Genomic DNA, 26,395 nt, shown 5'->3' on the forward strand with positions numbered 1-26,395 from the left:
TGTAGGGCCAAGGCTTGCGGCCTCAAGCCTTATGCGCCTAACGCGCGCCACGTTCTTTGCACAAGGATCCCACATGCGACCTTCAGGCCGCGCACCCGACGAGATGCGCGCAATCACCATCGAGACCAATTTCACCAAGCATGCCGAGGGTTCGTGCCTCGTCGGGTTCGGCGACACCAGGGTGCTGGTGACCGCCAGCGTCGAGGAGCGCCTGCCGCCGTGGCTGCGCGGCAAGGGGGAAGGCTGGGTCACGGCGGAGTATTCCATGCTTCCCCGCGCCACGCACACCCGCGGCCAGCGCGAGGCGGCGAAAGGCAAGCAATCCGGCCGCACCCAGGAAATCCAGCGCCTGATTGGGCGCAGCCTGCGCGCGGTGACAGACCTCAGGAAGCTGGGCGAACGCCAGATCACCCTCGACTGCGATGTGATCCAGGCCGATGGCGGCACGCGCACTGCGGCGATTTCGGGCGCCTGGGTGGCCCTGCGCCTGGCGGTCAAGGGCCTGATGGCAAGTGGCGCGATTGGCGACGATCCGCTGACCGAGAAGGTCGCGGCGATCTCATGCGGGATATTCGAGGGCAACCCCGTGCTCGACCTTGACTATGCCGAGGACAGCAAGGCCGATGCCGATGCAAACTTCGTCCTGATCGAAGGTGGCAAGATCGCCGAAGTCCAGGCCACCGCCGAGGGCGCGACTTACGACGAGGAGGCGCTGCTGCGCCTGCTGCGCCTGGCACGCATGGGCTGCGACCAGATCTTTTCGGCGCAGGCGGCAGCGGTGCAATGAGCCGAACGCTGGGCGGCGGCTCGCTGGTCATCGCCACGCACAACGCGGGCAAGCTGCGCGAGATCCAGGCGCTGCTCGCGCCTTACGGCATGACGTGCCTCTCCGCCGGAGCACTGGGCTTGCCCGAACCGGCGGAGACGGGAACGACCTTTGCCGAGAACGCGCTGATCAAGGCGCGCGCCGCGGCCCAGAGCGCCCAGCTTCCCGCCCTTGCCGACGATTCGGGGCTTTGCGTCGCTGCGCTGGGCGGAGCCCCCGGGGTCTATACCGCCGACTGGGCCGAGGCCGCGCCCTATGAAGGCGGGCCGGGGCGCGACTGGTACATGGCAATGGGCAAGGTCGAGGGAAAGCTCGCCGAGCTTGGCCCCGACACCCCGCGCGATTGCTGGTTCGCCTGCGTGCTGGCGATCGCCTGGCCCGATGGCGAGAGCGTGGTGTACGAGGGCCGGGCCGAGGGCACGCTGACCTGGCCGCCCCGCGGAACGATGGGCTTCGGCTACGACCCCGTGTTCGTGCCCAAGGGCGGCCTAGCCACTTTCGCGGAGCTGGACCCGGCCGAAAAGCACCGCATCAGCCACCGCGCCGATGCGTTCGCCAAGCTGGTGGCCGACCAGTTCGGCGCGAAAGGCTAGCCGATCCTTTCGCCCATCACGTTGCCGGCCGGGAAATAGCGGCACACCAGGATATCGTTGATCCCGCTCTTGGAGACGGCGCAGCCGACCTCCTTCGTCGCGGGCCAGATGAGCTGGGTGTAGTGGCCGATGTCGTGCCAGCTTCCCGTCTTGGACACGTTGGGGAACTGGCCGGGGCGGAAATAGCGGCGCTCGTCGATGAAGCCGCCGATCATGGCTTCGGCGGAATAGCGCCCCGCCGGGCCCATCCACAGGTTCTCGCCCGCCCCCGCGCGGTCGGTGGCATGTTCGAAGCGGTTAGCGCTGGCCAGGCGATCGGCCCACTGCTGCGCTTGTCCGGCGAGGCGAGCGCTCCATTTGAGAGGTGCGACACCGCGCTGCTCGCGCTCGAGATTGTGCGCCGCGAGGAGATGGTAGGCGAAGGAATTGCCCGGGATCACCTCGGCGAACGATTGTGCCGACGATGCCCCGGCTGGCGTGGCGGAAATTCCCGCGATGGCAAAAAACCCAAGCGCGGCGCACGCCGCCCAGCCCCGTCGAACCCGATTCATGACCCGAAATTCCCCTTCGTCCCTCACCGCAAAAACTTGACTTGGGTTGCTTAACGAACGCTGAAAGAAAACCATGACGCTGGCGTTATACATTCACTGGCCGTTCTGCCTGGCGAAGTGCCCCTACTGCGATTTCAACAGCCATGTCCGCGATGCGGTGGACATCGAGCAGTGGCGCGCAGCGCTTCTGGCGGACCTGGCACATGAGGCGGCGGCTGCCGGACCCGGCACGATCGGCTCGATCTTTTTCGGCGGTGGCACCCCGTCGCTGATGCCTCCCGGCCTCGTCGCCGACATGATCGGCGCCGCCGCGGGTCACTGGACGCTTGCCGACGACGTCGAGATCACGCTCGAGGCCAACCCCTCGTCGGTCGAAGCCGCACGGTTTGCCGATCTTGCCCTCGCCGGGGTGAACCGCGTCTCGCTGGGTCTGCAGGCGCTCGACGACGAGGCGCTCAAGTTTCTAGGTCGATTGCACGATTCCGCCGAGGGGCTTGCCGCGCTCGACGTCGCCCAGCGCCACTTCCGCCGCGTCAGCTTCGACCTCATCTATGCCCGTCCGGGCCAGACCACCGCCGCGTGGGAGGCCGAACTGACCCGCGCGCTCGGCTTCGGCACGGGCCATCTCTCCCTCTATCAGCTCACGATCGAACCCGGCACACGCTTCGCCACGCTGGCGCGCGAAGGCTCTCTCGTACCCTTGGAGGAGGACCCGAGCGCCGAGATGTTCGCGCTCACCGGCGCAATTACCGCCTCTGCCGGCATTCCCCGCTACGAGGTGAGCAACCACGCGCGCGCGGGCGAGCAGAGCCGCCACAACCTGACCTACTGGCGCTATGGGGACTATATCGGGATCGGGCCGGGCGCGCACGGGCGTCGCGGAGCGGTCGCCACGACCCGTCACCGCAAGCCCGAGAATTTCCTTTCCGCCGTTTCCGCCGCAGGCCACGGGATTGCCGAGGCCCGGCCGCTGACGCCTGAAACCCAGGCCGCAGAAGCGCTGATGATGGGCCTGAGGCTGGACGAAGGTATCGACATCGCCGGATTGTCCCGCCGCTTTGGCCTGCCGCATGAAGCACTGATCGACCCCGGTCGGCTCGCCCTCTACGAAAGCCTTGGCCTCGTCCGCGGAACGGATCAGCGCGTCATGGTGACCGAGGCGGGAATGCCGCTGCTCGACGCCCTTCTGGGCGAGCTTGTCCCCGCGTCGCTGGTCGCGGCATGAATTCCGGCGATGCCCTGAAGGAATGGCACGATCACCTGGCGCTAGACCGCCGGCGGTCCCCGCATACGGTGCGCGCCTATCATGCCGCCGCCGCACGCCTGCTTGCCGCGCTGGGCGAAGTCGACTGGACGCGGATCGCCCTGCTCGATTCCAGCGCCCTGCGGGGCCACCTGGCGGCGCGCCGCGGCGAAGGGATCGGCAACGTCTCCGCGGCGCGCGAGCTTTCGGCGATAAAGGCGTTCATCGCTTTTGCGCGAACCAAGGCCGGCCTGGCAGAGGCAGCAGCGCCCCGGCTGCGCGGGCCGAGGGTGAAAAAGGCCTTGCCGCGCCCGCTTACGCCCGACGATGCGGTGAACGTCGCGGTCGCCGTTTCGGAGGATGCGGCGGAGCCGTGGATCGGCGCGCGGGACCGCGCCGTCCTGCTGCTGCTCTATGGCGCCGGGCTTCGGATTGCCGAGGCGCTGGCATTGCCGTTCGATGTTCTCCCGCTTGGCGACGTGCTCCGCGTCACCGGCAAGGGATCGAAGCAGCGGGACGTTCCGATCCTTCCGCTCGTACGCGCGGCGATCGACGATTACGCGGCGAAGGTCCCCTACACCCTGCTGCCGGGCACGGCGCTGTTTCGCGGTGCAAAGGGCGGCCCGCTCTCTCCCGGGATTGTCCAGAAGGCGATGGCGCGGGCGCGTGCCGGACTCGGTCTCCCCGCAACGGCGACGCCGCACGCATTACGGCACAGTTTTGCCACTCACCTGCTGGGCGCGGGGGCCGACCTGCGCTCGCTTCAGGAACTGCTCGGCCACGCGAGCCTTGGATCAACCCAGATCTACACCAAGGTCGATGCCGCCACGCTGCTCGACGTCTATCGCAGCGCCCACCCGCGCGAGAGCGCCTAGGGTTCGACCTGCGCGGGCTTCCAGGTGACGAGCCGCCAGATGTAGAGAGCGGTGATCAGCACCACGGTCGCCAGCACGATCGGCCCGGTGTACTTCTCGATGTTCGCGACGTTGGCGCCAAGAAAGTGGCCGCCCCCGATCAGCACCGCGTTCCACACCGCCGCACCCGCAAAGGTGAAAATGACGAAGCGCAAGTGCCCCATGTGGGCAAGGCCCGCGGGCAGCGAGATGATCGTGCGCAGGAACGGCGAAAAACGCAGCGCGAACACCACCCATTGGCCGTGGCGCTTGAAGAACGCGGCCACCGTCTCGACCGCCGCCCAGTCGAGCGTGAGCCAGCGTCCCCAGCGCAGGACGAAAGGCTTGAGCCGCTGGTAGCCAAGCTGCCGGCCGAGGAGAAACCAGGCGTAGTTGCCCACAGTCGAACCGATCGTGCCCGCGATCAGCAGCGGCCAGAACTCCATCCGTCCCTTGGCCACGGCGATCCCGCCCAGCCCCATGATCAGTTCGGACGGGATCGGCGGGATCACGTTTTCCAGCGCCATGAGGAATGCGATTCCCCAATAGCCGCCGGCTTCGATCAGATGGGTAATCCAGTCGCTCACGAAATGCCCAACGCGCCAACGGCGCTTTGGTCCCGGCTCAGAGCCGCGCCTCGATAGCGTCCCAGATCATTCCCGCGGTGTCGGTCCCGTTGAAGCGGTCGATCGCGACGATCCCGGTGGGCGAGGTGACGTTTATCTCGGTCAGCCATCGCCCCCCGATCACGTCGATTCCGACGAAGAGCAGGCCCATGCGCTTCAGATCGGGCCCCAGGGTGTCGCAGATTTCCTGCTCGCGCGGGCTGAGCGTGGTGCCTTCGGCATAGCCGCCGACGGCAAGGTTCGAGCGGAACTCGCCCTCGCCCGGCTTGCGGTTGATCGCGCCCGCGACAACCCCATCGATCAGGACGATGCGCTTGTCGCCTTCGGCAACTTCCGGAAGGAACTTCTGCACCATGAACGGTTCGGGCCAGACCTGGCCGAACAACTCCACCAGCGCCGAGATGTTCGCACCGTCCTCGCCGACGAGAAAGACGGCCTTGCCGGCATTGCCGTGCAGCGGCTTGATCACGATCGAACCGTGCTCGGCGTGAAAGGCCTTCACTTCCTCAACCCGCCGGGTGACGAGCGTGGGCGGCATGAACTGCGCATAGTCCAGCACCAGGACCTTTTCCGGCGCGTTGCGCACCGCAACGGGGTCGTTGATCACCAGCGTTTCACCCGCCAACCGCTCAAGCAGCCAGGTCCCGGTAAGGTAGCCCAGGTCGAACGGCGGGTCCTGGCGCATGAGCACGACGTCCATGTCGCGGCCGAGGTCCAGGGTGCGATGCTCGCCCATCTGGAAGTGGTTGCCCTCGATCCGCTGGACGGTGACGGGCGCGGCCCAGGCAGTCACCCGGCCAGCTCCCGAATCGTCGGCCCGCCACGTGAGGGTGCGGACGTCGTAATGCCACAGCTCATGCCCGCGCTCCTGCGCGCGGAGCATCAGCGCGAAACTGGAATCGCCGGAAATGTTGATCCCGGCCATGGGGTCCATCTGGACTGCTACGCGAAGGGTCATGTCTTGGCCTTTAGCGGCTTCGGGAAAGGAATCCACGCTTCCTAGCGCAAGGGCTGCCAGGCGTTCGCGATCCGGCGCGGCAAGGTCCCGGGCGCGAGGAGGAGGACGTCGATGCGCAGTTCGTCGTCGGGCCGGACGAAACGCGGCGCCAATGCCTCCGCTGCCCGCGCCACGCGCTGGAGCCGGCGCTCGTCGACCGCCCAGTCCCGCTCGGTTGCAGTGGCTCGCCACTTCACCTCGCAAAACGCCACCGTCCGCCGCTTGCGCGCGACGATATCGACCTCGCCCGCCGAAACCCTCAGCCGGCGCCCGAGGATCCGCCAGCCGCGCAGCCGCAGCCACCACGCGGCGAGCGTTTCGGCGCGGCGACCGCGACGTTCGGCTTCGGCCCTGTTCATGTCTGGCGGGATCGCAACTCGAGCGCGCGGCCATAGAGCATCTTGCGGTCGAGCCCGTGGCTGTTGGCGAGCGTTGTCGCCGCCTGCGAAGCCTTCATCCGCTTCAGCGCCTCGCCCAGCAGCGCGTCGATATCGGCGGGCGCGGAGATCAGGCTTTCCGCAGGCGGCGGTCCGACGAGGAGGACGATCTCGCCCTTGGGCGGATGCGCGCGATAATGGTCGGCGAGCTCGGCGGCATTGCCTGTGCGGCATTCTTCGAAGGTCTTGGTCAGTTCGCGCGCGACCGCCACTTCGCGCCCCGGCAGGGAATGGTCGATCGCGGCCAATGAGGCCACGAGGCGCGGACCAGTCTCGTAGAAAACCAGGGTTGCGCGCAGGGTCGCAAGCTCGGCCAGAACGTCGGCGCGCCCCTTGTCCCTGGGCGGCAGGAATCCGGCGAACAGGAAGCGATCGGTCGGCAGGCCCGCAAGCGTCAGCGCCACCGTCGCCGCGCTCGCTCCCGGGAGGCTGGTCACTGCGATCCCTTGCGCGCGCGCATCGCGCACTAGGCGGTAGCCGGGGTCCGAGATCAGCGGGGTTCCGGCGTCGCTGACCAGCGCCACCGGGGACTGGGTCATCTCCGCCAGCAGCTCGGCGCGCGCCCCGGCATCGCTGTGATCGTCGTAACGGCGCATCGGCACCGCTATGCCGAGGTGACGCAGAAGCTTGGCCGTCACGCGCGTATCCTCGCACGCGATCACCTTGCAGCGGCGGAGCGTGTCTGCGGCGCGCTGCGTGATGTCGCCTAGATTGCCAATTGGCGTAGCCACGATGTAGAGGCCCGGGCTAAGAGCAGGTAATTCAACGGCTGGTTCGGCGGGCGGCATCATCGCCGGCTCATGGACCACGGCCACGGGGAGCGGCAAGCAAATGATCCAACGGCGGCAAATGCTGCGCACGGTGTCCCTCGCAGCGGGGCTTGCCGTTCTGGCGGGGTGCAAGGTCATTCCCCGCGGTCCCGCCGAAAGCGCGCCTCCCCCACGCCCCGAAACCGAAACCCCTAGCGGCGGCATCCTTCCCAGCGACAGCCAGCGCCACCGCGTTGCGCTGCTGGTGCCGATGTCGGGCGCGAATGCCGCGGTCGGCCAGTCGATCGCCAATGCGACGACGATGGCGCTGATCGACACCGATGCCAAATCGCTGCGCATCACCACCTACGATACCGCGACTGGCGCGCAGAGCGCCGCTGCGCGGGCGATCGCCGACGGCAACAAGCTGATCCTCGGGCCCCTGCTGGGCGACGACGTGAAGACCGTGGCCTCGGTCGCTCGTCCGGCCCGCGTTCCGATGATCACCTATTCGAACGACATTGGCGTCGCCGCGCCGGATGTGTTCGTGCTCGGCCATGTTCCCGGGCAGGCGGTCGAACGTGTCGTCAGTTACGCCAAGGCGAAGGGCATGGGGCGCTTCGGCGCCCTGATCCCAGCGGGCGAATACGGCCAGCGCGCCTCTGCGGCGTTCTTTTCGTCGGTGCGCAATGCCGGCGGGACCATCGTTGCGACCGAGACCTACGACCGGGGCAACACCTCGGTGGCCAGCGCCGCGCGGCGGTTGAAGACCAAGGGACCGTTCGATTCGATCCTGATCGCCGACACCAGCCGGGTTTCGGTCCAAGCCGCTCCGTTGCTGAAAGCCACCGGCGCCGCATCGCCAAGGATCCTCGGCAACGAGTTGTGGAGCGGCGAATCTGCGATCATGTCTTCGCCCGCCCTGCGCGGCGCGTGGTTCGCCAGCGTTTCCGACGCGCGGTTTCGACAGTTCGTGTCGAGCTATCGCTCGCGGTTCGGCAGCCAGCCGCATCGGATCGCCACACTGGGCTACGATTCGGTCCTGCTTACCATCCGCATTGCGCGGGACTGGCGGCCGGGATCGGCCTTCCCGACGTCCAAGCTGTTCGACCGCGGCGGCTTCCTCGGCCTCGATGGCGCGTTCCGCTTCGCCCGCAACGGCGTCGCGGAGCGTTCGCTCGAAGTGCGGGAAGTGACGGCGGGATCGGTCAGCGTAGTCTCCCCTGCCCCTGCCCGCTTCAACGACTGACCGTAACGACGAACGGGATAGTACGGCTGCGGAAAACGCGGGGACGGTGCTTGCTTGCGCGACTCCGCGCCACCTATAGCCTTCGTCATGGTGGATGATCTTTTCGACAAGCTGCCCGCAGGAAGCGGCGGCGACTATGACGGTTCGGCGATCGAGGTGCTCGAGGGGCTGGAACCCGTCCGTCGCCGCCCCGGTATGTATGTCGGCGGGATCGACGAGCGCGCGCTGCACCACCTTGCCGCCGAGGTGCTCGACAACGCGATGGACGAAGCCGTCGCCGGCCATGCCAACCGGATCGAGGTGACGCTTGACGAAGGCAACCGCCTGACGATCACCGACAACGGCCGCGGCATCCCGGTCGACGAGCATCCCAAGTTCCCCGGCAAGTCGGCTCTGGAGGTCATCCTCACCACGCTGCACTCGGGCGGGAAGTTTTCGGGCAAGGCCTATGCCACCAGCGGCGGCCTGCACGGCGTGGGTGTTTCGGTGGTCAACGCGCTGTCGAGCTTCACCCGGATCGAGGTCGCGCGGAACAAGGAACTGTACGCGCAGGAATTCGCGCGCGGCATTCCCACCGGACCGCTCAAGAAGCTGGGTCCCACGCCCAACCGGCGCGGCACCACCGTCAGCTTCATCCCCGACACCGAGATCTTCGGAGACGATGCGACATTCAAGCCGGCGCGGCTGTTCAAGCTCGCGCGGTCCAAGGCCTATCTCTACGCCGGGGTCGAGATCCGGTGGAAATGCGCCGCTTCGCTGGCATCGGGCGACGTTCCGGCAGAAGCAGTATTCCAGTTTCCCGGCGGACTGGCCGATCATCTCGCCGAACAGGTCGGCGAGCGCGAGTGCGTTACGACCAAGTTCTTCGCCGGCAGCCAGGATTTTCCCGGCACCGACCAGGGCCGTGCCGAATGGGCGATCGCCTGGCCGTTGTGGTCCGACGGTTCCTATAGCTGGTATTGCAACACGATCCCGACGCCCGATGGCGGCACCCATGAACAGGGACTGCGTGCCGCGCTGACCAAGGGCATCCGGGCCTTCGCCGATCTGGTCGGTCAGAAGAAGGCCAAGGACATCGCGCCCGAGGACATCGTGACGGGCAGCGAGATCATGTTGTCGCTGTTCATCCGCGACCCCCAGTTCCAGAGCCAGACGAAGGATCGACTGACGTCGCCCGAAGCGGCGCGGATGGTCGAGAACGCGGTCCGCGACCATTTCGACCATTTCCTTTCGGACAACATGGAACGCGGCAAGGCCTTGCTGGGCCACGTCCTCGAGCGGATGGACGAGCGATTGCGGCGCAAGGCCGAGCGCGAGATCAAGCGCAAGACCGCCACCAGCGCCAAGCGCCTGCGCCTGCCGGGCAAGCTCACCGACTGCACCGGCGAAGGATCGGGCGAGACCGAGCTGTTCATCGTCGAGGGCGATTCGGCGGGCGGCAGCGCCAAGCAGGCGCGCGATCGCAAGACCCAGGCGATCCTTCCGATCCGCGGCAAGATCCTCAACGTCGCCTCGGCCACGCTCGACAAGATCCGCGCCAATACCGAGATCGCCGACCTGGCGCTCGCGCTGGGCTGCGGGATGCGCAAGGACTGCAACCCCGACAACCTGCGTTACGACCGGATCGTCATCATGACCGATGCCGATGTCGATGGCGCACATATCGCGACCCTGCTGATGACGTTCTTCTTCCAGGAAATGCCTGAGGTGGTGCGGCGCGGTCATCTCTACCTGGCGCAGCCCCCGCTCTATCGCCTGACCGCGGGCAACCAGTCGGCCTATGCTCGCGACGACGCGCATCGCGCCGAGCTTGAGACGACACTGTTCAAGGGCCGAAAGGTCGAGGTGGGGCGGTTCAAGGGCCTGGGCGAAATGAACCCCCAGCAGCTCCGCGAAACGACGATGAACCCCGCTTCCCGCTCGCTGGTGCGGATCACGCTGCCTCCGGAATACGAGGGACGCGCGGCGGTGAAGGATCTTGTCGACCGCCTGATGGGCCGTGATCCCGCGCAACGCTTCATGTTCATCCAGAATCGCGCGGGCGAGATCGATCCCGAACTGATCGACGCCTGAGCGAATGGGACCGGTCGCTCCAACGGCATTCCGACTGGCGGGCAACCGGCGCGCGATATCGTTGCTCGCGCTGGGACTGGCGCTCCTGGTTATCGCGCTGGGCGCCGCTTTCGTCACGATGGGCAACATCAACGAGGATACCGCACGGGTCGAGCATACGCTGAAGGTCGAAGCTTCGATCAATCGCCTCGCCGCCTTCAACGAACAGATCGAGACCGGCCGGCGAGGTTTCATCATTCAGCCCGGCGACACCTTTGCCAAGGTTGTCGAGGAGGCCAGCAAGTCGTTCGATGCAGAGCACGCGCGCCTGGCCGAGTTGACGTCCGACAATCCACGCCAGGCCCGAAAGATAGCGGAACTGGCCGATCTCAAGGCGCAACGCGCGGCGTTGTTGCAGCAGCTTATTGCCTCTCCCCAAGCCACGGCCGGTGCGCTGCGCGCCACAGACTTCGATAGCGACATGGGCGTCCGCCTGACCCGCAGGATTCGCGCGCAGGCCGACCGGATGGCGGCCGAGGAGGCCGAGCTTCTGCGCGTGCGCACCGGGCTCCAGTACGGATCGCTCGTGCGGTTCTACCTTGTCGGCGGGACGGCCACGTTTTTGCTGATCTCGGTCATGGGCACGGTCATCCTGCTCATCCTGCGCTACAACCGTGACCTTGCCGCGACGCAGGAAAGGCTGCGTTTCGCCAACGAAGGGCTGGAGACCGCGGTATCCGCGCGCACCATCGAGCTGGTCCGCGCGAACCAGGAAATCCAGCGCTTCGCCTATATCGTCAGCCACGATCTGCGCTCCCCGCTCGTCAACGTTCTGGGCTTCACCGCCGAACTCGACGAGGCGCGCAAGACCATCCACAAGTACCTCGCCAACCTGTTCGAGAAGCATCCAGGCCTGCGCGACGAGGCGGCGTGGCTGGCGGTGGAGGAGGACCTTCCCGAAGCCGTCGGCTTCATCCGCACCTCGACCGAGAAGATGGACCGGCTGATCAGCTCGATCCTCGCCCTGTCCCGTCAGGGCCGGCGCCAGCTGAATCCCGAGATGCTCGACATGAACGCGTTGGCCGAAGCCGTTGTTTCCACGCTGTTTCAGCGGACCCAAGACGCGGGCGCGACAATCACGGTCAGGCCGATTCCGCCGGTCGAAAGCGACCGCATGGCCATCGAGCAGATCCTTTCGAACCTGGTGGAGAACGCGCTCAAGTATCTCAGCCCCGATCGAGCCGGCCAGATCACGATTGAAGGCAGCCGCGAAGGCCCGATGGTCCTGGTCGACGTGACCGACAACGGCCGGGGCATCGCCCCGGCGGACCACGAGCGGATCTTTGAACTGTTCCGCCGCGCGGGCAGCCAGGACCAGCCTGGTGAGGGGATCGGACTCGCCAATGTGCGGGCGCTGGCCTACCGGCTTGGCGGGAACGTCGAGGTCGACTCGCAGCTTGACCAGGGCGCGCGTTTCAGGCTTTCAGTCCCCGCGAAATTCGTAGCAACGGAAACGACAGCATGAGCCCGCACAACCCGGTCGGTATCGTCATGATCGAGGACGACGAAGGCCACGCCCGGCTGATCGAAAAGAACATCCGCCGCGCGGGCATTTCCAACGATATCCGCCATTTTCTCGACGGGACGACGGCGCTCGAATACCTCTTCGAATCGCCTGACGGCCCCCGGCTCAACGGTCCTGCGATGGTGCTGCTCGACCTCAACCTCCCCGACATGAGCGGGACGGCGATCCTCGAAAAGATCAAGACCGATCCCGTGCTGCGCCGCACGCCGGTGGTGGTGCTGACCACGACCGACGACAAGGTCGAGATCCAGCGCTGCTACGACCTGGGCTGCAATGTCTACATCACCAAGCCGGTCAACTACGAGAGTTTCGCCGACGCGATCCGCCAGCTCGGCCTGTTCCTGGCAGTGATCCAGGTCCCCGAGATCGAAAGCTGAGCGATTCTCCCCGGATCCTTTATGTCGACGACGACGCCGGTCTCCGGCGGCTGGTGCAGCGCGCGCTGCAACGGCGCGGATTTGCCGTCGAGATAGCCGAAAACGCCGATGCGGGCCTCGCCCGGCTGCGCGGCGAACGGTTCGACCTGGCCGCGATCGATCACCACATGCCGGGCAAGGACGGCCTGGCAATGCTCGCCGAAATCCGCGCTCTGCCAGACGCCCCGCCGGTGGTCTTCGTGACCGGTACCGACGAACCGCAGGTCGCGGTTGACGCGATGAAGGCCGGCGCCTTCGACTTCGTGATCAAGACCGTGGGCGAAAGCTTCTTCGACCTGCTCGACAGCAGCTTTCGCCAGGCGCTCGAGCGGGTAACGCTGCAACGCGCGAACCAGGCGGCCGAGGCGGACCTGCGCGACGCCAACGAACGGCTCGAGATGCTGGTGCGCGAAGTTCACCACCGGGTCGCCAACAGTTTGCAGATGGTGTCCAGTTTCGTGTCGATGCAAGCGGGCCAGACCGCCGATCCCGCCGCGCGCGAGGCGCTGGCCGAGACGCAAAATCGCATTCAGGCAGTAAGCCAGGTCCACCGGCGGCTCTACACGCGCAGCGATGTGGGCACGATCGACCTCGACGAATATCTCGGCACCCTGATCGAGGATTTGCGCAACAGCCTGCCGCGCGGGCGAGGCGAAGTGTCACTCACGCTCGATGCGCAACCCGTCGACGTCTCGCCCGATCAGGCGGTGTCGATCGGGGTCATCGTCAACGAATTGATCAGCAACGCCGCCAAGTACGCCTTCACGAAGGGCCAGGGCGGGACCATCGACGTCGTTTTGCGGCGCGAGGCTGACGGCTATTGCGTCTCGGTCGGCGACGATGGAGACGGCTTTGCCAATGGGGGCCCGGTCCAGGGCACCGGGCTCGGCATGCGCATTATCGGCGCGATCTCGCGCAGCCTGCACAGCAAGGTCGAGCGCGTCGAGCGCGCTCGCGGCACCTGTCACAAGCTTGTCGTGCCTATCTGAAATCGGCTTGCCAGTCCCCCCGTCGCGACTTACCGCTTAATCGAACGGTTAAACGCACAGGAACAGGCCAGCATGACGACCCCGACCACTCGCTTCGAAGGCACGGATGACTACGTTGCAACCGACGACCTCAAGGTCGCGGTCAACGCCGCGGTGCTGCTGCGGCGCCCGCTGCTGGTCAAAGGCGAGCCGGGGACAGGCAAGACCGTGCTGGCGCACGAGATCGCCAAGGCGGTCGGCGCTCCGCTGATCGAATGGAACGTCAAGTCGACGACCAAGGCGCAGCAAGGCCTCTACGAATATGACGCGGTCGCCCGGCTGCGCGATGGCCAGCTCGGCGACGAGCGGGTTCACGACATTTCGAACTACATCCGCAAGGGCAAGCTGTGGGAAGCGTTCACCTCGCCCCAGCTTCCCGTCCTGCTGATCGACGAGATCGACAAGGCCGACATCGAGTTTCCCAACGATCTCCTCCAGGAGCTCGACCGGATGAGCTTCGACGTTTACGAGACGCACGAGACCGTGGCCGCCAAGGAGCGCCCGATCGTCGTCATCACCTCGAACAACGAGAAGGAGCTGCCCGACGCGTTCCTGCGCCGCTGCTTCTTCCACTACATCAAGTTCCCCGATCGCGACACGATGCAGGCGATCATCGACGTACACTTCCCCGACATCCAGAAGACCCTCGTCTCAAAGGCGATGGATATCTTCTACGAGGTCCGCGAGGTTCCGGGCCTGAAGAAGAAGCCGTCGACGTCCGAGCTGCTCGACTGGCTCAAGCTCCTTCTCAACGAGGACATGCCGCTGGATGTGCTCCAGAACCGCGACCCCACCAAGGCGATCCCGCCGCTCCACGGTGCCCTGCTGAAGAACGAGCAGGACGTGATGCTGTTCGAGCGCCTGGCGTTCATGGCTCGCCGGCAGGGGTAATCCGCGGTGGCCTACACCGGACGCTGCAACTGCGGAGCGGTCACGGCCTCCATTGCGGGCGAGCCGGTGGCGGTGCGTCGCTGCTGGTGCCGCCAATGCCAGAAGATCGCGGCCGGCGGAGCGACCACCAACGCGATGTTCGCGACGGGCGACATCGCGTTCCAGGGCAGTCTGGGAAGCTGGGCCTATGTCGCCGAAAGCGGCAACACGCTGACGCAGAGCTTCTGCCCTGCCTGCGCGACGCCGATCATGGGTGAATCGTCGGCGCGTCCGCAATTCCGCACCCTGCGCCTCGGTTTTCTGGACGAACCGCACGGGCTGAGGCCCACCGTGGCAATCTGGCTCGACGAGAAGCCCGGCTGGGCGCTCGAGGATCCGGCTCTCGAGTGCTACGATCGTCAGCCGCCCGCCCCCTCGCCCAAGGAATGAACCAATGTTCTTCAATTTCATCGACGAGCTCCGCGAGGCCGGTATCAAGGCGTCCTTCAAAGAGCATCTGACCCTGCTCGAAGCGCTCGACAAGGACGTAATCGACCAGACGCCAGAAGCTTTCTACTACCTCAGCCGCGCGACCTTCGTGAAGGATGAAGGGCTGCTCGATCGGTTCGACCAGGTCTTCAACAAGGTCTTCAAGGGCCTGCTGACCGACTATGGCCAGAAGGTCGTCGACGTGCCCGAGGAATGGCTGAAGGCGGTGATGGAGAAGTTTCTCTCACCCGAGGAAATGGAAGCGATCAAGTCGCTCGGTTCCTGGGAAGAGATCATGGAAACGCTCAAGAAGCGTTTGGAAGAACAGGAAAAACGCCACCAGGGCGGAAACAAGTGGATCGGAACCGGGGGCACCAGTCCCTACGGCAACTCGGGCTACAACCCGGAAGGCGTGCGGATCGGCGGCGAATCCAAGCACAAACGCGCGCTCAAGGTCTGGGAAAAGCGTGAGTTCCAGAACCTCGACAATACGCGCGAGCTGGGCACTCGGAACATCAAGGTCGCGCTGCGCCGGCTGCGGCGCTTCGCGCGCGAGGGCTCGCCGGACGAGCTCGACCTCGACGCCACGATCGACGGCACCGCTCGCCAGGGCTGGCTCGACATCCGGATGAGGCCGGAACGGCACAACGCGGTCAAGTTGCTGCTGTTTCTCGACGTCGGGGGGTCGATGGACCCGTTCATCAAGCTGGTCGAGGAACTGTTCTCGGCAGCGACGACCGAGTTCAAGAACATGGAGTTCTTCTACTTCCACAACTGCCTGTACGAGGGCGTCTGGAAGGACAACCGCCGCCGCTTTTCGGAGCGCACGCCGACCTGGGACATTCTCCATAAGTACGGCCACGACTACAAGATCATCTTCGTCGGCGATGCCGCGATGAGCCCTTACGAGATCAGCCATCCCGGCGGTTCGGTCGAGCATTTCAACGAGGAATCGGGCGCGGTCTGGCTGCACCGGGTGGCCAACACCTACCCGGCCACTGTGTGGCTCAATCCCGTGCCCGAAAAGCAGTGGGGCTATTCGCAATCCACCAAGATGATCCGCGAGCTGGTGGGCGACCAGATGTACCCGCTGACGCTCGACGGACTGGACGACGCAATGCGCGAGCTGACGCGCAAGAAGCACTGAGCCCACTTCCCTGCTGACTGCCGGCGGCGCGGGGGGACCGCTTCTGTAGGGGCGCTGCCGCGGTCCGCCTAACCCTTGCAGCCGTTCGGCGGGCTCACCATCTTACGGACATGACCACCGCCCGCCTGCCCGCCCTGTTCCTTGGCCACGGTTCGCCGATGACCACAATCACCGACGGACCGGAGCGCCGCGCGTGGCAGGCGCTCGGTCGCTCGCTTCCGCGCCCGCGCGCAATCCTGGCCATCACCGCGCACTGGGAAACCAGTGGCCAGACGCATCTGACCGGCGGCCAAAAACCCCGGACGATCCACGATTTCCGCGGCTTTCCCCAGGAGCTGTTCGATATCCGCTATCCCGCACCGGGATCAGACTGGCTGACGGGGCGGGTGATCGAACTGCTGGGTTCCGAACAGGTTCGGGTCGACGAGAGCTGGGGTTTCGACCACGGCGCCTGGGGCGTGCTTCAGCCGATGTATCCGGCAGCCGACATTCCGCTGGTGGCGATGAGCCTCGATCGCGCGCTGACGCCAGAACAGCATCTTGCGCTGGGTGAAAGCCTGGCCTCGCTCCGCGACGAAGGGGTGCTTATCGTCGGAAGCGGCAACGTCGTTCACAATCTGGCACTCTGGCGGGAAGCCGCCGGAACCCGCCCCGATTGGGCCGAGGAGTTTCGCGCCCGCGTCAATGCCGGCATGCGCGATGGCGACCGAACCGCGCTGACCGCCTTTGCCTCGGACGACCGGGCTGCGTCGTTGGCGGTGAATAGCGGCGAGCACTTCCTGCCGCTGCTCTACCTGTTGGGCGCACGGCTTCCCGGCGACGAGGTGCAGGTCTTCAGCGACACCCTCGACGGGGCGCTGTCGATGACCTCGTACCTCATAGGCCAGCCCCTGGACCTAGCCGCGGCCGCCTGAGCAAGCCGCTGGTGTTGCGGCGCGCAGGCTCGTAAGGGCCGCGCCCATGGACCTGCAATTGCTCATCATCTGCCTGCTGACGGCGGGCATCAACCTCATCGGCACGCTGGCCTACGCCGCGCGAATCGCCGGCGTCCGCACGCGGCGGATCGCAATGAGCTTTGCCCTGTTCAACATCCTCGTCCTCGTCAGCCGCACCTCGAACAGCTTTCTCGGGCCGTTTCTGGCCAAGCGAATCGAGACGCGCCTGGCAAGCGGGGGCGGCGAAGAGCTGATTTGGGACTTCAGGCTCGTGCTGATGTCGGCCAGCATCGCGGTCTTCGTCGGCATCCTGTTGGTCCCGACGGGCCAGCGCCTGTTCGCGAGCGCCATCGGCCACTTCCAGCGCAATCGGTCGACCGCGCGGATGATCCTGCGCAGCGCCAGCCCGGCAGGCCTGCGCACGATCCGCGAATCGATTACCACGCCTTCGGTCATGCACATCGGGGCGCTCAGCAAACCGCGCGGCGTGGGCTGGGGCGTCCTTCTCGCCAATGTACTGGCCCAGGCGCTGATCACCGTGGGCGTGCTTGCCTCGCTTTATGCCGGATATCTCAACCCCGATTTCCGCGTCACCGCATCGCAGCTTTCGGCGGTGATCAACGGATTTGCCACGATCATGCTGTTCGCACTGATCGACCCGCAGCTTTCGGTGATGACCGACGACGTGGTCGAGGGCCGCATCGCCGAGCCGCTGTTCCGGCGCACGATCGTGTGGATTTCGCTCAGCCGCCTGGTTGGCACCGTTCTGGCGCAGTTGTTCTTCGTGCCCGCCGCCGCGGCGATCGCCTGGATCGCCTACTACGTCTGATCAGGAATGGCGGTCGAGCGAGGCGTGCAAACGCAGGCTCGTCCGCCAGAAGAAGAAAGCCGGGACAAGTCCCAGCCAGGCTGCCCCATACAGCACCCAGCGAACTGAATCCTCGCCGGCGGTGGGCCTGAAGAGGTCGGACAACATCCCGAAGAACAGTGGCCCGAGGCCCAGTCCGATCAGGTTCTGACAGAACAGTAGCGTAGCGCTCGCCATCGCGCGCGCCTCTGGCCGGACAAGACCCTGTGCGCTGGAGAACGTCGGCCCGTAATAGAGCGAATTGAGGAAGGTCGGCACCATCAGGAGCGCGAGCGAAACCTTCCAGTCGCTGGCCATGTAGGCGGCGTAGGACAGCGGGACCGCGATCACCATGCCGACTGCCGGAGCGGTCAGAACATGGCGTCTGTCGCTGCGCCCGAACCGGTCGGCAAGCCAGCCACCCGCCAATGTCCCGAGGATGCCGGCCAAACCGGCCCATATCCCGAACCAGAAACCGACCATCCCCGGACTGAGGCCGTAAGTGCGCTGGAAGAAGATGATGGCCCAGGTCGCCTTGCCGTAGCTGAGAAACGAGGCCGCCGAGGCAGCGCAAAGCAGCAGTACGAAGACGCGCGAGCCCAAGATCTGCTTCAGTGCCTCGCGGTTCGACAACGCCGCTTGCGCCGCGATTGCGGCTTGCGGGCGCGCGGCGAGGCCGGTGCGACGCGGGTCGCGGAGCAGTACTAGAAGCAGGACCGCTAGGAGGATTCCCGGCAATCCGACGAACAGGAACGCCGCGCGCCAGCCCACGCTGTCTGCCAGGAGGCCGCCGATCATCGAGCCCAGGAGCGAGCCGATCGGGATGCCGAGCGCGTAGAATGCCAGTGCGGAAGAGCGCCGCTCGGGCGGGACGATATCACTGATCAGCGAATGGGCAGCGGGTGTGCCACCCGCCTCGCCCACTCCCACGCCGACGCGGGCGAGCAGAAGCTGGACGAAGTTCTGCGCCAGTCCGCACAGCGCGGTCATCGCAGACCACACCGCCAGCGCCACCGCGATCAGCCCGATGCGGTTGGTCGAAGGCCGGTCGGCATAGCGAGCGATGGGCAGGCCCAGAAAGGTATAGAAAAGCGCGAACGCGATCCCGGTCATCAGGCCGATCTGTGTGTCCGACAGGCCAAGGTCGCGACTGATCGGCTCGGCCAGGATGTTCACGATCTGGCGATCGATGAAATTGAAGATGTAGACGATCAGCAAGAGCCACAGCACGAGCCGGGGTGCGGTTGCCGCGCGAAGCGGCACCGCCGGTGTTGTCGCGGCCATTCCCGCTCCTCTGCCTAGTAGGCGAGGAACGCTCGCCTTTCTGTTATCCAGGCATGTTCGTCGGCACGCGCCAGTCCGTCAAGGTCGCCGGGAGCGGCGCCGGCATCGTCGACCCATTCGCGCAGCTGCGGACCGCCGTTGATCACGTCGATCGCCAGCTTGTCGAAGACGTACTCGTACGGAAAATCCCGCCACAGCGGATAGTCGGGATAAAGCGTCCGGATCGCCTTGAACGCCAGCGCCTGAAGCCGCCAGGGCTTGAACTCGGCGTGATCGTAGAAGCGGCCTTCCGCGTGCAACTGAAGGCCGTTGTTGAGCTTGCCCGCATGCTTGTGAAAGGTCGGCTCGAACCACACCTCGCGGATCGCGCAGCCCTCCAGCCATTGCGGAGCGAAACGGCGCATTTCGGCAAGGACGGCGCGCGCGTCGATGTCCGGCGCGCCGAACAGTTCGAGCGGACGGGTCGTTCCGCGCCCCTCGCTCAAAGTGGTGCCTTCGAGCATGACTGTGCCGGCGTAGGCGCGCGCCATGTTGAGGTTGGCGGCGTTGGGGCTCGGGTTGATCCACAGCCTGTCCTGCGGCCATCCAAAACCGGGCGCTTCGTCCGGTCGCCAGCCTTCCATCTCGATCACGCGGTATTCGACGTCGAGGGCGAAGTGATCGATGAACCAGCGGCCCATCTCGCCCATCGTCATCCCGTGGCGCATGGGCATGGGCCCTGCCCCGACGAAGCTTTCCCAGCCCGGCAGCAATGTCGTCCCCTCGACCGGGCGGCCGGCGGGATTCGGACGGTCCAGCACCCATACCGCCTTGCCCTGCGCCGCCGCGGCCTCGAGCAGATAGAGCAGTGTCGTGACGAAGGTGTAGATCCGGCAGCCGAGGTCCTGCAGGTCGAACAGGAACACGTCCGCAGACGACATCATCTGGCCGGTCGGCCGCCTCACCTCGCCGTAGAGACTGAATACCGGAATGCCGAGCACCGGGTCAGTGAAGTCCGCGGTTTCGACCATGTTGTCCTGCTTGTCGCCCTTCAGCCCGTGCTGTGGGCCCATGGCGGCGGACAGGGTGATCCCGGGACAAGCGGCGAGGGCGTCGAGCGAATGCACGAGACCGGCCGTGACCGAAGCGGGGTGCGCCACCAGCGCGACACGTTTGCCTTCGAGCGGGCGACGCAGTTCAGGGTCCGCCAGCAGGCGGTCGATGCCGAAGTTCATGCGGTGGCCGTTGGCGGCACTTCCAGCGTGAAGCAAGCCGGATGGTGGAAATCGGGTTTGTCGGACGGATGCGCCAGCGCCCAGTACGACTTGGTCCCGTCGCCTTCCTCGATCACCGCGGACAGGCCGACGTGAAGCGGTCCTGTAGGAAAGCCGGCCGTCGGCAGAGTGACTTCCTGCACGAAGAACCGCTCGCCCGCGCTGCCTTCGCACAAGGGTTCGTGATCGAGCGGCTGCTCGCGCATGCCTTCGCGATAATCGTCGAAACGATATGCGGCCCAGCGCTGCGACGGCGAAAAGTTGAATTCCAGATAGCCGGGCTCGCCCGCTCCCTGGACATACATTTCGAAGCAGGTGGTCTGCCACAGTCCGTCTGCCCGGCCCTTTCCGGCGAAATCTGGCAGGACCACCTCGTCGTGCCCGTCCACCCGGTAACGCAGAAGCAACTGGTCCTTCCCTGTCTCGATCCACTGCACCTCGACCCCGCGAACGGTCGCGGGCGGCATGGCCGGATGGGGAATCAGTCGATGCGTTGCCAAAGGCACTGTCCTTTCGTGTTCGGTCGTGGCGTGCTAGGCGCGCGCGCCATGAACGCTTTCAAGTCCGATCTGCTCCGCGTGCTCGACCAGCGCGGCTATGTCCACCAGCTCACTGACGGCGCGGGCCTGGATGCCCTCGCCATGGCCCAGGTCGTTCCCGGCTATATCGGCTTCGATGCCACCGCGCCATCGCTCCATGTCGGCAGCCTGGTCCAGATCATGATGCTCCGGCGGATGCAGCAGACCGGTCACAAGCCGATCGTGGTGATGGGCGGGGGAACCACCAAAGTGGGCGATCCTTCGGGCAAGGACGAAAGCCGCCAGTTGCTCTCGTCGGACCAGATCAACGCCAACATTGCCTCGATCCGCCGCGTATTCGAACGGTTCCTGACCTTCGGAACCGGCCCGACCGACGCTGTGATGATCGACAATGCCGACTGGCTCGACGCGCTGGAATACGTGCCTTTCCTGCGTGACGTGGGCCGGCACTTCACGATCAACCGGATGCTCAGCTTCGATTCGGTGAAGCTGCGGCTCGACCGCGAGCAGCCGCTGACCTTCCTCGAATTCAACTACATGATCCTTCAGGCCTACGACTTCCTCGAGCTTTCACGGCGCGCCGCCTGTCGCCTCCAGCTCGGCGGGTCGGACCAGTGGGGCAACATCGTCAACGGAATCGAGCTTGCCCGCCGGATCGACGGGACGCACCTGTATGGCGTGACCACTCCGCTCTTGACCACGGCCGATGGCGCCAAGATGGGCAAGACCGCCGCCGGCGCGGTGTGGCTCAACGGCGACCAGCTGCCTGACTGGGATTATTGGCAATTCTGGCGCAACGCCGATGACCGCGATGTCGGACGGTTTCTTCGGCTGTTCACCGACCTTCCGCTGGACGAGATTGCCCGTCTCGAGGCGCTTGAGGGAAGCGAGATCAACGCCGCCAAGGTCGCTTTGGCCAACGCTGCCACCGCGTTGTGCCGGGGCGAGGAAGCCGCCCGCACCGCGCAAGCGACGGCCGAGGCGACATTCAGCGGCAGCGGGATCGGCGAGGACTTGCCGGTGCACGTCGTCGATGTGCCTTCGTTGACGATTGTCGATGCCTTGGTCGGGATCGGGTTCGCGACCAGCCGTGGCGAAGCCAAGCGCCTCGTCGCGGGCGGCGGGGCGCGCGTCGATGGGTCGCCGGTGACGGACGAAGCTCACGTGATCGCGTTGGGGACCGACGACATCCGCCTTTCCTCGGGCAAGAAGCGTCACGGCATCTTGCGCCGAGCGTGATCAAATTGCGGGAAGGCTCGGCCAGCGAGTTTACCTAATATTCGCCATTCTCCCTCATCATGTCGGCATAGGGGTCGTCACGAGGGAGTATTCATGTCCGCCGGAGCAAATCTTTCGGTTACCGATCTTCGCCGCGCCGCGCGGCACCCGGTCGATTATCCGGTGATCGGGGAGCATCGCGTGCTGGGCGATGTGATGCTGCACGTGGTCAATATCTCGGCCAACGGGTTCATGGTCGATGGCCAGCTCGATCTCGGCAAGGGCGATCGTGTGACGATTCGCCTCCCCGCCATCGGCAGGATCGAGGCGTTCCTGATCTGGAGCAGCGAGGATCGTGCCGGCTTCCAGTTCGAACGCATCCTGCGCCTCGACGATTTCATGAAGATGATCGACGCGCTGCAGCCCAACCCGCGCTTGCGCAGCGCGCGCTAGGCCAACAAGAAATCATTTGCCCGGCCGCGTATAATCGCGGCTTGGCAACCGGCCGCGCGGATGTCATCGCTCGACCGTGACCGAGCCGACTTCGCCACTGCAGATCCGTGATTTCAGACGCTTCTGGCTGGCCCGCTTCATGGCGGTCCTGGCCACGATGGCGATGGTCGTGGTGATCGGCTGGCAGACTTACGACATCGCCCGCAGCGATTATGGCATGAGCCGCGCCGCAGCGGCGTTCCAGCTCGGCCTGCTCGGCCTGTTCCAGTTCGTTCCGCTGTTCTTCCTCACACCTGTCGCCGGTCTGGCCGCCGACCGGTTCGACAGACGAAAGCTGGCCGCCTTCGCCAACTCCATCGATCTGTGCATCGCGCTCGCGCTCGGTGCCCTTACCCATTTCGACGCGCTCAATCTGCCGTTGCTGTTCGGCCTTGCCGCCGCGCACGGCACCGCGCGCGTGTTCAGTGGGCCGGCTCTGAGCGCGATCGCGCCAAATATCGTGCCGCCCTCCCTGCTACCTCGCGCGATCGCCTTCAACTCCATCGCCTGGCAGGGCGCGTCGGTCACCGGTCCAGCTGCCGGGGGACTGCTGTTCGCCGCGCATCCCGAACTTCCCTATTGGACCGCGGCCGTCCTCCTCGGGCTGTCGGCCGGCCTGATCCTGACGATCAGGAAGCTCGCGTTGCCCGCTGTTCGCCGCGACGTGCATCCTGTGCGCCAGATGGGTGAAGGCCTGTCGTTTGTATGGAACGAGCGCTTCCTGCTCGGGTGCATCACCCTCGATCTGTTTGCCGTCCTTCTGGGGGGCGCGACCGCGCTGTTGCCCGTCTATGCCCGCGACATCCTGCAGGTCGGCCCCGAAGGACTTGGCCAGATGCGCGCCGCACCGGCACTCGGTGCCGCGGTCGTCGCTCTCACCCTCGCGTTCCGACCGTTGCACCGCAACGTGGGCTCGAAGATGCTGTGGGCGGTCGTGGTGTTCGGCGGCGCGACGATCGGCTTCGGGCTTTCGCGCCATTTCCCGCTGTCACTGGCCCTCCTCGCGCTGCTTGGGGCAGCGGACATGGTTTCGGTCTTCATCCGCTCCAGCCTCGTCCAGCTCAACACGCCGGACGAAATGCGAGGGCGCGTATCTTCGATTTCCGGCCTCGCCATTTCCGCGTCGAACGAACTGGGCGAGATGCAGTCTGGACTGGCCGCCGCGCTGCTCGGCGCGACGGGGGCGGTTGTATTTGGCGGCGCCGCAGCCATTATCGTTACCGCGGTTTGGGCCGCGATCTTTCCCGAATTGCGCCGGGCAAAGACGTTCGCGCCGCAGTATCGCGCCGCCGCGCCGCCCGGCAATGCGGCTGAAACGCTGAAGGAGTCCGCGACATGAAGGCTGACAACATCCTCGCCACCATTGGCAACACTCCGCACGTCCGGCTGTCGAAGCTGTTTCCCGATCACGAGGTCTGGGTGAAGTCGGAACGCTCGAATCCCGGCGGTTCGATCAAGGATCGGATCGCGCTCGCCATGGTCGAGGCGGCCGAGGCGGACGGCAGCCTGAAGCCGGGCGGCACGATCGTGGAGCCTACTTCCGGCAACACCGGCATCGGCCTGGCGATGGTCGCCGCCGTCAAAGGTTACCGGCTCGTGCTGGTCATGCCCGACTCCATGTCGATCGAGCGCCGCCGCCTGATGCTGGCCTATGGCGCGAGCTTCGACCTGACCCCGCGGGAAAAGGGGATGAAGGGGGCCTTGGAACGTGCGCAGCAGATCGTCGATGAGACGCCGGGCGCGTGGATGCCCCAGCAGTTCGAAAACGCCGCCAACATCGCGATTCACGCTCGAACCACCGCGCATGAGATCCTCGACGATTTCGCCGATGCGCCGATCGATGTCCTGATCACCGGCGTAGGCACGGGCGGTCACCTCACCGGATGCGCAGAGGAACTCAAGAAGACCTGGAAGGGTCTGAAGGCATACGCGGTCGAGCCGACGCTTTCCCCCGTCATTTCGGGCGGCCAGCCTGCGCCGCACCCGATCCAGGGCATCGGCGCCGGGTTCATCCCCGAGAACCTGCATACCCAGGCGATCGACGGAGCGATCCAGGTCGACGCCGGCAAGGCCAAGGAGATGGCTCGCCGCTGCGCCGCTCAGGAAGGCATCCTCGTGGGCATCAGCAGCGGGGCTACGCTCGCTGCAATCGCGCAGAAGCTCCCAGAAATCGACCCCAAGGCCCGCGTTCTGGGGTTCAATTACGATACCGGCGAGCGTTACCTCTCGGTGCCTGACTTCCTGCCCGAATAAGCGCCAGTGCCGCCGCCTAGGCGGTGGCGAACGCTTCGGCGGGAAGTCGCATCAGGATGTCCGATCCGGCTTCGATCTTGCGCCGAAGGGATCCTGCCTCTGGCATCATGGCGTTGGCGAAGTGCTGCGCGGTGACGAGCTTTGCCTCGTAGAAGGCACTGTCTTCGCCGCCCCCGCTCGCCAGTTTGGCGCCTGCCACCTTGGCCATGCGCAGCCACATCAGGCCGACCGCCACGATCCCCGTGATGGTCATGTAGGAATAGGCCCCGGCCCCCACATTGTTGGGGTTGGCCATGCCGTTCTGCATGAACCACATCGTGGCCGCCTTCATCTCGGCAACGGCCTTGCCCAGCTTTTCGGCGATCGGAGCAAGCGTCGCATCGCCGGCTGACGCGGCGACCTCGGCATCCACGACAGCGAAGAAGGCCTGAACCGCGCGCCCGCCGTTCAGCGCCAGTTTGCGGCCCACGAGGTCCATTGCCTGGACCCCGTTCGCGCCCTCGTAGATCATCGCGATCCGCGCATCGCGCACGAACTGCTCCATGCCGTTCTCGACGATGTAGCCGTGCCCGCCCCAGACCTGCTGCATGTCGGTAGCGACCTTGTAGCCCATGTCGGTGCCGTAGCCTTTGATGACGGGCGTCAGGAGGCTGATCAGGTCATCGGCGGTCTGTCGCTCCTGTTCGGTCGCTGCCTTGTGGGAAAGATCGACCTGGAGCGCACCCCACATGCAGAGCGCACGCAGACCCTCGGTCAGCGCCTTGCCGTCCATCAGCATCCGCCGCACGTCCGGGTGCACGAAAAGGTGATCGGCCTTTTCCTGCGGCTCTGCAGGACCCGTCAGCGCCCGGCCCTGCCGGCGCTCGAGGGCGTAGGCGACCCCGTTCTGATAGGCGACCTCGCCTTGCGCGAGACCCTGGATGCCAACTCCGAGGCGCGCGGCGTTCATCATGATGAACATCGCGGCAAGGCCCTTGTTCTCCTCGCCGACCATGTACCCGGTAGCGCAGTCGTAGTTCATTACGCAGGTGGCGTTTCCGTGGATGCCCATCTTGTGCTCGAGGCTGCCGCAAGAAACCGCGTTGCGCGCCCCCAGCGAGCCGTCGTCGTTGACCATCACCTTGGGCACGATGAACAGTGAGATACCCTTCGTCGAATCGGGCGCGTCGGGCGTCTTGGCAAGCACGAGGTGGATGATGTTCTCGGTCAGGTCGTGCTCTCCTGCCGAAATGAAGATCTTCGTTCCGGTGATCGCATAGCTCCCGTCGGCCTGCGGGACCGCCCGCGTCCGGATCATGCCGAGGTCGGTGCCGCACTGCGGCTCGGTAAGGTTCATCGTGCCCAGCCACTCACCGGCGACCATCTTGGGCAGATACTTGGCCTGCTGCTCGGCCGAACCCTTTGCGATGATCGCCGAGACCGCGCCGTTCGTCAGGCCGGGATACATCGCGAACGCCTGGTTGGAGCTGGCGAGGAATTCCTCCATCACGAATCCGACGACGTGGGGGAGGCCCTGCCCGCCGAAGGCCTCGGGCGCAGCGAGCGTGCCCCAACCCGCCTCTCGGAACTGCTCGAAAGCCGCCTTGAACCCGGTGGGCGTGGTGACCGAGCCGTCGGCATTGCGTTTGCAGCCTTCCGCATCGCCCGCCATGTTCAGGGGAGCGAGCACTTCGGCGGCGAAGCGGCCGGCTTCCTCGATGACCGCGTCGGTCATGTCCTGCCCGGCGTTCTCGAACCCCGGCAGGTTGCCATAGCTTTCAAGGTTCAGAACTTCGTTGGCGATGAAGCGGCAGTCGCGGGTGGGCGCCTTGTAAACGGGCATG

Annotated in this window: 27 protein-coding genes; 18 read left to right on the top strand and 9 right to left on the bottom strand. The window is 65.8% G+C overall.

Annotated features, from left to right (window positions below):
* Nucleotides 1-73: 73 nt before the first annotated feature.
* On the top strand, nt 74-787 hold the full coding sequence (gene rph, locus ACFO0A_RS09055; protein WP_379538686.1) for a ribonuclease PH: 714 nt from the start codon (nt 74-76) through the stop codon (nt 785-787).
* On the top strand, nt 784-1,419 hold the full coding sequence (rdgB, locus tag ACFO0A_RS09060) for an RdgB/HAM1 family non-canonical purine NTP pyrophosphatase (protein WP_379538687.1): 636 nt from the start codon (nt 784-786) through the stop codon (nt 1,417-1,419). Before rph ends, rdgB begins: the two co-directional genes overlap by 4 nt.
* Here rdgB and ACFO0A_RS09065 read toward each other — a convergent pair.
* Nucleotides 1,416-1,970: a CAP domain-containing protein gene (locus ACFO0A_RS09065; RefSeq protein ID WP_379538688.1), complete on the bottom strand. Its 555-nt coding sequence runs from the start codon at nt 1,968-1,970 to the stop codon at nt 1,416-1,418. The genes rdgB and ACFO0A_RS09065 overlap by 4 nt on opposite strands.
* 73 nt (nt 1,971-2,043) lie before the next feature.
* Here ACFO0A_RS09065 and hemW point away from each other — a divergent pair, with 73 nt between their 5' ends.
* Together hemW and ACFO0A_RS09075 are read left to right on the top strand one after the other, a co-directional pair.
* Nucleotides 2,044-3,195: a radical SAM family heme chaperone HemW gene (hemW, locus tag ACFO0A_RS09070; RefSeq protein WP_379538689.1), complete on the top strand. Its 1,152-nt coding sequence runs from the start codon at nt 2,044-2,046 to the stop codon at nt 3,193-3,195.
* Nucleotides 3,192-4,088, top strand: coding sequence for a tyrosine recombinase XerC (locus ACFO0A_RS09075; RefSeq protein ID WP_379538690.1), 897 nt, complete (start codon nt 3,192-3,194; stop codon nt 4,086-4,088). The genes hemW and ACFO0A_RS09075 overlap by 4 nt, the downstream gene beginning before the upstream one ends.
* Here the strand turns inward: ACFO0A_RS09075 and ACFO0A_RS09080 are convergent.
* The 4 genes from ACFO0A_RS09080 to rsmI are packed head-to-tail and all read right to left on the bottom strand — an operon-like array spanning nt 4,085 to nt 6,957.
* Nucleotides 4,085-4,693: a DedA family protein gene (locus ACFO0A_RS09080; RefSeq protein WP_379538691.1), complete on the bottom strand. Its 609-nt coding sequence runs from the start codon at nt 4,691-4,693 to the stop codon at nt 4,085-4,087. The two genes, ACFO0A_RS09075 and ACFO0A_RS09080, sit on opposite strands and share 4 nt — an antisense overlap.
* Before the next feature lie 37 nt (nt 4,694-4,730).
* Nucleotides 4,731-5,690: a glutathione synthase gene (gene gshB, locus ACFO0A_RS09085; RefSeq protein ID WP_379538692.1), complete on the bottom strand. Its 960-nt coding sequence runs from the start codon at nt 5,688-5,690 to the stop codon at nt 4,731-4,733.
* 41 nt (nt 5,691-5,731) lie between these two features.
* Nucleotides 5,732-6,088, bottom strand: a complete 357-nt coding sequence (locus ACFO0A_RS09090) for a YraN family protein (protein ID WP_379538693.1) — start codon at nt 6,086-6,088, stop codon at nt 5,732-5,734.
* Nucleotides 6,085-6,957 (bottom strand): 16S rRNA (cytidine(1402)-2'-O)-methyltransferase, encoded by an 873-nt coding sequence (rsmI, locus tag ACFO0A_RS09095; RefSeq protein ID WP_379538694.1) that lies wholly within the window; start codon nt 6,955-6,957, stop codon nt 6,085-6,087. Before rsmI ends, ACFO0A_RS09090 begins: the two co-directional genes overlap by 4 nt.
* A 40-nt stretch (nt 6,958-6,997) precedes the next feature.
* Here rsmI and ACFO0A_RS09100 point away from each other — a divergent pair, with 40 nt between their 5' ends.
* From ACFO0A_RS09100 to ACFO0A_RS09145, 10 genes are all read left to right on the top strand, one after another.
* On the top strand, nt 6,998-8,164 hold the full coding sequence (locus ACFO0A_RS09100) for a penicillin-binding protein activator (RefSeq protein ID WP_379538695.1): 1,167 nt from the start codon (nt 6,998-7,000) through the stop codon (nt 8,162-8,164).
* A gap of 87 nt (nt 8,165-8,251) precedes the next feature.
* Entirely contained in the window at nt 8,252-10,237 is a 1,986-nt protein-coding gene (parE, locus tag ACFO0A_RS09105) for a DNA topoisomerase IV subunit B (protein WP_379538696.1), read from the top strand.
* 4 nt (nt 10,238-10,241) lie between these two features.
* On the top strand, nt 10,242-11,741 hold the full coding sequence (locus tag ACFO0A_RS09110; protein WP_379538697.1) for a sensor histidine kinase: 1,500 nt from the start codon (nt 10,242-10,244) through the stop codon (nt 11,739-11,741).
* Nucleotides 11,738-12,178, top strand: coding sequence for a response regulator (locus tag ACFO0A_RS09115; protein ID WP_379538698.1), 441 nt, complete (start codon nt 11,738-11,740; stop codon nt 12,176-12,178). The genes ACFO0A_RS09110 and ACFO0A_RS09115 overlap by 4 nt, the downstream gene beginning before the upstream one ends.
* A gap of 14 nt (nt 12,179-12,192) precedes the next feature.
* Nucleotides 12,193-13,206 (top strand): sensor histidine kinase, encoded by a 1,014-nt coding sequence (locus ACFO0A_RS09120; protein ID WP_379539636.1) that lies wholly within the window; start codon nt 12,193-12,195, stop codon nt 13,204-13,206.
* A 72-nt stretch (nt 13,207-13,278) separates the two neighbouring features.
* Entirely contained in the window at nt 13,279-14,136 is an 858-nt protein-coding gene (locus ACFO0A_RS09125; RefSeq protein WP_379538699.1) for an AAA family ATPase, read from the top strand.
* A 6-nt stretch (nt 14,137-14,142) separates the two neighbouring features.
* On the top strand, nt 14,143-14,565 hold the full coding sequence (locus ACFO0A_RS09130; RefSeq protein ID WP_379538700.1) for a GFA family protein: 423 nt from the start codon (nt 14,143-14,145) through the stop codon (nt 14,563-14,565).
* A 4-nt stretch (nt 14,566-14,569) separates the two neighbouring features.
* On the top strand, nt 14,570-15,751 hold the full coding sequence (locus ACFO0A_RS09135; RefSeq protein WP_379538701.1) for a vWA domain-containing protein: 1,182 nt from the start codon (nt 14,570-14,572) through the stop codon (nt 15,749-15,751).
* A gap of 110 nt (nt 15,752-15,861) precedes the next feature.
* Nucleotides 15,862-16,665, top strand: a complete 804-nt coding sequence (ygiD, locus tag ACFO0A_RS09140; protein ID WP_379538702.1) for a 4,5-DOPA-extradiol-dioxygenase — start codon at nt 15,862-15,864, stop codon at nt 16,663-16,665.
* Nucleotides 16,666-16,711: 46 nt separating this feature from the next.
* Nucleotides 16,712-17,515: a lipid II flippase Amj family protein gene (locus ACFO0A_RS09145; RefSeq protein WP_379538703.1), complete on the top strand. Its 804-nt coding sequence runs from the start codon at nt 16,712-16,714 to the stop codon at nt 17,513-17,515.
* Here the strand turns inward: ACFO0A_RS09145 and ACFO0A_RS09150 are convergent, their stop codons facing one another.
* Genes ACFO0A_RS09150 through ACFO0A_RS09160 form a run of 3 tightly spaced genes read right to left on the bottom strand, consistent with a single transcriptional unit; the run spans nt 17,516 to nt 20,570 of the window.
* Nucleotides 17,516-18,817 carry a spinster family MFS transporter gene (locus tag ACFO0A_RS09150; RefSeq protein WP_379538704.1) on the bottom strand — a complete coding sequence of 434 codons (1,302 nt, stop codon included), beginning with the start codon at nt 18,815-18,817 and terminating at the stop codon, nt 17,516-17,518.
* 14 nt (nt 18,818-18,831) lie between these two features.
* The gene (locus ACFO0A_RS09155; protein WP_379538705.1) at nt 18,832-20,031 is read right to left on the bottom strand and encodes an exo-beta-N-acetylmuramidase NamZ family protein; all 1,200 of its coding nucleotides are present in this window, start codon (nt 20,029-20,031) and stop codon (nt 18,832-18,834) included.
* Nucleotides 20,028-20,570, bottom strand: a complete 543-nt coding sequence (locus ACFO0A_RS09160) for a DOMON-like domain-containing protein (protein ID WP_379538706.1) — start codon at nt 20,568-20,570, stop codon at nt 20,028-20,030. Before ACFO0A_RS09160 ends, ACFO0A_RS09155 begins: the two co-directional genes overlap by 4 nt.
* A 48-nt stretch (nt 20,571-20,618) precedes the next feature.
* On the opposite strand from ACFO0A_RS09160, the gene tyrS reads away from it, so the two are divergent.
* The 4 genes from tyrS (at nt 20,619) to cysK (ending at nt 24,572) form a co-directional block, all read left to right on the top strand.
* Nucleotides 20,619-21,848: a tyrosine--tRNA ligase gene (gene tyrS, locus ACFO0A_RS09165; protein ID WP_379538707.1), complete on the top strand. Its 1,230-nt coding sequence runs from the start codon at nt 20,619-20,621 to the stop codon at nt 21,846-21,848.
* Nucleotides 21,849-21,941: 93 nt separating this feature from the next.
* On the top strand, nt 21,942-22,280 hold the full coding sequence (locus ACFO0A_RS09170) for a PilZ domain-containing protein (RefSeq protein ID WP_379538708.1): 339 nt from the start codon (nt 21,942-21,944) through the stop codon (nt 22,278-22,280).
* 76 nt (nt 22,281-22,356) lie between these two features.
* The gene (locus tag ACFO0A_RS09175) at nt 22,357-23,658 is read left to right on the top strand and encodes an MFS transporter (protein WP_379538709.1); all 1,302 of its coding nucleotides are present in this window, start codon (nt 22,357-22,359) and stop codon (nt 23,656-23,658) included.
* Nucleotides 23,655-24,572, top strand: coding sequence for a cysteine synthase A (cysK, locus tag ACFO0A_RS09180; RefSeq protein WP_379538710.1), 918 nt, complete (start codon nt 23,655-23,657; stop codon nt 24,570-24,572). The genes ACFO0A_RS09175 and cysK overlap by 4 nt, the downstream gene beginning before the upstream one ends.
* A gap of 16 nt (nt 24,573-24,588) precedes the next feature.
* Here cysK and ACFO0A_RS09185 read toward each other — a convergent pair whose 3' ends face one another.
* Nucleotides 24,589-26,394: an acyl-CoA dehydrogenase C-terminal domain-containing protein gene (locus ACFO0A_RS09185; RefSeq protein WP_379538711.1), complete on the bottom strand. Its 1,806-nt coding sequence runs from the start codon at nt 26,392-26,394 to the stop codon at nt 24,589-24,591.
* Between the last annotated feature and the right edge of the window lies 1 nt (nt 26,395).

Source organism: Novosphingobium tardum, assembly GCF_042652045.1.
Taxonomy (GTDB): Bacteria; Pseudomonadota; Alphaproteobacteria; order Sphingomonadales; family Sphingomonadaceae; genus Novosphingobium; species Novosphingobium tardum.

Coding starts and splice junctions, on each gene's coding strand:
- rph (WP_379538686.1), top strand. CDS start 74: ATGCGACCTTCAGGCCGCGCACCCGACGAGATGCGCGCAATCACCATC.
- rdgB (WP_379538687.1), top strand. CDS start 784: ATGAGCCGAACGCTGGGCGGCGGCTCGCTGGTCATCGCCACGCACAAC.
- ACFO0A_RS09065 (WP_379538688.1), bottom strand. CDS start 1,970: ATGAATCGGGTTCGACGGGGCTGGGCGGCGTGCGCCGCGCTTGGGTTT.
- hemW (WP_379538689.1), top strand. CDS start 2,044: ATGACGCTGGCGTTATACATTCACTGGCCGTTCTGCCTGGCGAAGTGC.
- ACFO0A_RS09075 (WP_379538690.1), top strand. CDS start 3,192: ATGAATTCCGGCGATGCCCTGAAGGAATGGCACGATCACCTGGCGCTA.
- gshB (WP_379538692.1), bottom strand. CDS start 5,690: ATGACCCTTCGCGTAGCAGTCCAGATGGACCCCATGGCCGGGATCAAC.
- ACFO0A_RS09090 (WP_379538693.1), bottom strand. CDS start 6,088: ATGAACAGGGCCGAAGCCGAACGTCGCGGTCGCCGCGCCGAAACGCTC.
- rsmI (WP_379538694.1), bottom strand. CDS start 6,957: ATGATGCCGCCCGCCGAACCAGCCGTTGAATTACCTGCTCTTAGCCCG.
- ACFO0A_RS09100 (WP_379538695.1), top strand. CDS start 6,998: ATGATCCAACGGCGGCAAATGCTGCGCACGGTGTCCCTCGCAGCGGGG.
- parE (WP_379538696.1), top strand. CDS start 8,252: ATGGTGGATGATCTTTTCGACAAGCTGCCCGCAGGAAGCGGCGGCGAC.
- ACFO0A_RS09110 (WP_379538697.1), top strand. CDS start 10,242: ATGGGACCGGTCGCTCCAACGGCATTCCGACTGGCGGGCAACCGGCGC.
- ACFO0A_RS09115 (WP_379538698.1), top strand. CDS start 11,738: ATGAGCCCGCACAACCCGGTCGGTATCGTCATGATCGAGGACGACGAA.
- ACFO0A_RS09125 (WP_379538699.1), top strand. CDS start 13,279: ATGACGACCCCGACCACTCGCTTCGAAGGCACGGATGACTACGTTGCA.
- ACFO0A_RS09135 (WP_379538701.1), top strand. CDS start 14,570: ATGTTCTTCAATTTCATCGACGAGCTCCGCGAGGCCGGTATCAAGGCG.
- ygiD (WP_379538702.1), top strand. CDS start 15,862: ATGACCACCGCCCGCCTGCCCGCCCTGTTCCTTGGCCACGGTTCGCCG.
- ACFO0A_RS09145 (WP_379538703.1), top strand. CDS start 16,712: ATGGACCTGCAATTGCTCATCATCTGCCTGCTGACGGCGGGCATCAAC.
- ACFO0A_RS09150 (WP_379538704.1), bottom strand. CDS start 18,817: ATGGCCGCGACAACACCGGCGGTGCCGCTTCGCGCGGCAACCGCACCC.
- ACFO0A_RS09155 (WP_379538705.1), bottom strand. CDS start 20,031: ATGAACTTCGGCATCGACCGCCTGCTGGCGGACCCTGAACTGCGTCGC.
- tyrS (WP_379538707.1), top strand. CDS start 20,619: ATGAACGCTTTCAAGTCCGATCTGCTCCGCGTGCTCGACCAGCGCGGC.
- ACFO0A_RS09170 (WP_379538708.1), top strand. CDS start 21,942: ATGTCCGCCGGAGCAAATCTTTCGGTTACCGATCTTCGCCGCGCCGCG.
- cysK (WP_379538710.1), top strand. CDS start 23,655: ATGAAGGCTGACAACATCCTCGCCACCATTGGCAACACTCCGCACGTC.
- ACFO0A_RS09185 (WP_379538711.1), bottom strand. CDS start 26,394: ATGCCCGTTTACAAGGCGCCCACCCGCGACTGCCGCTTCATCGCCAAC.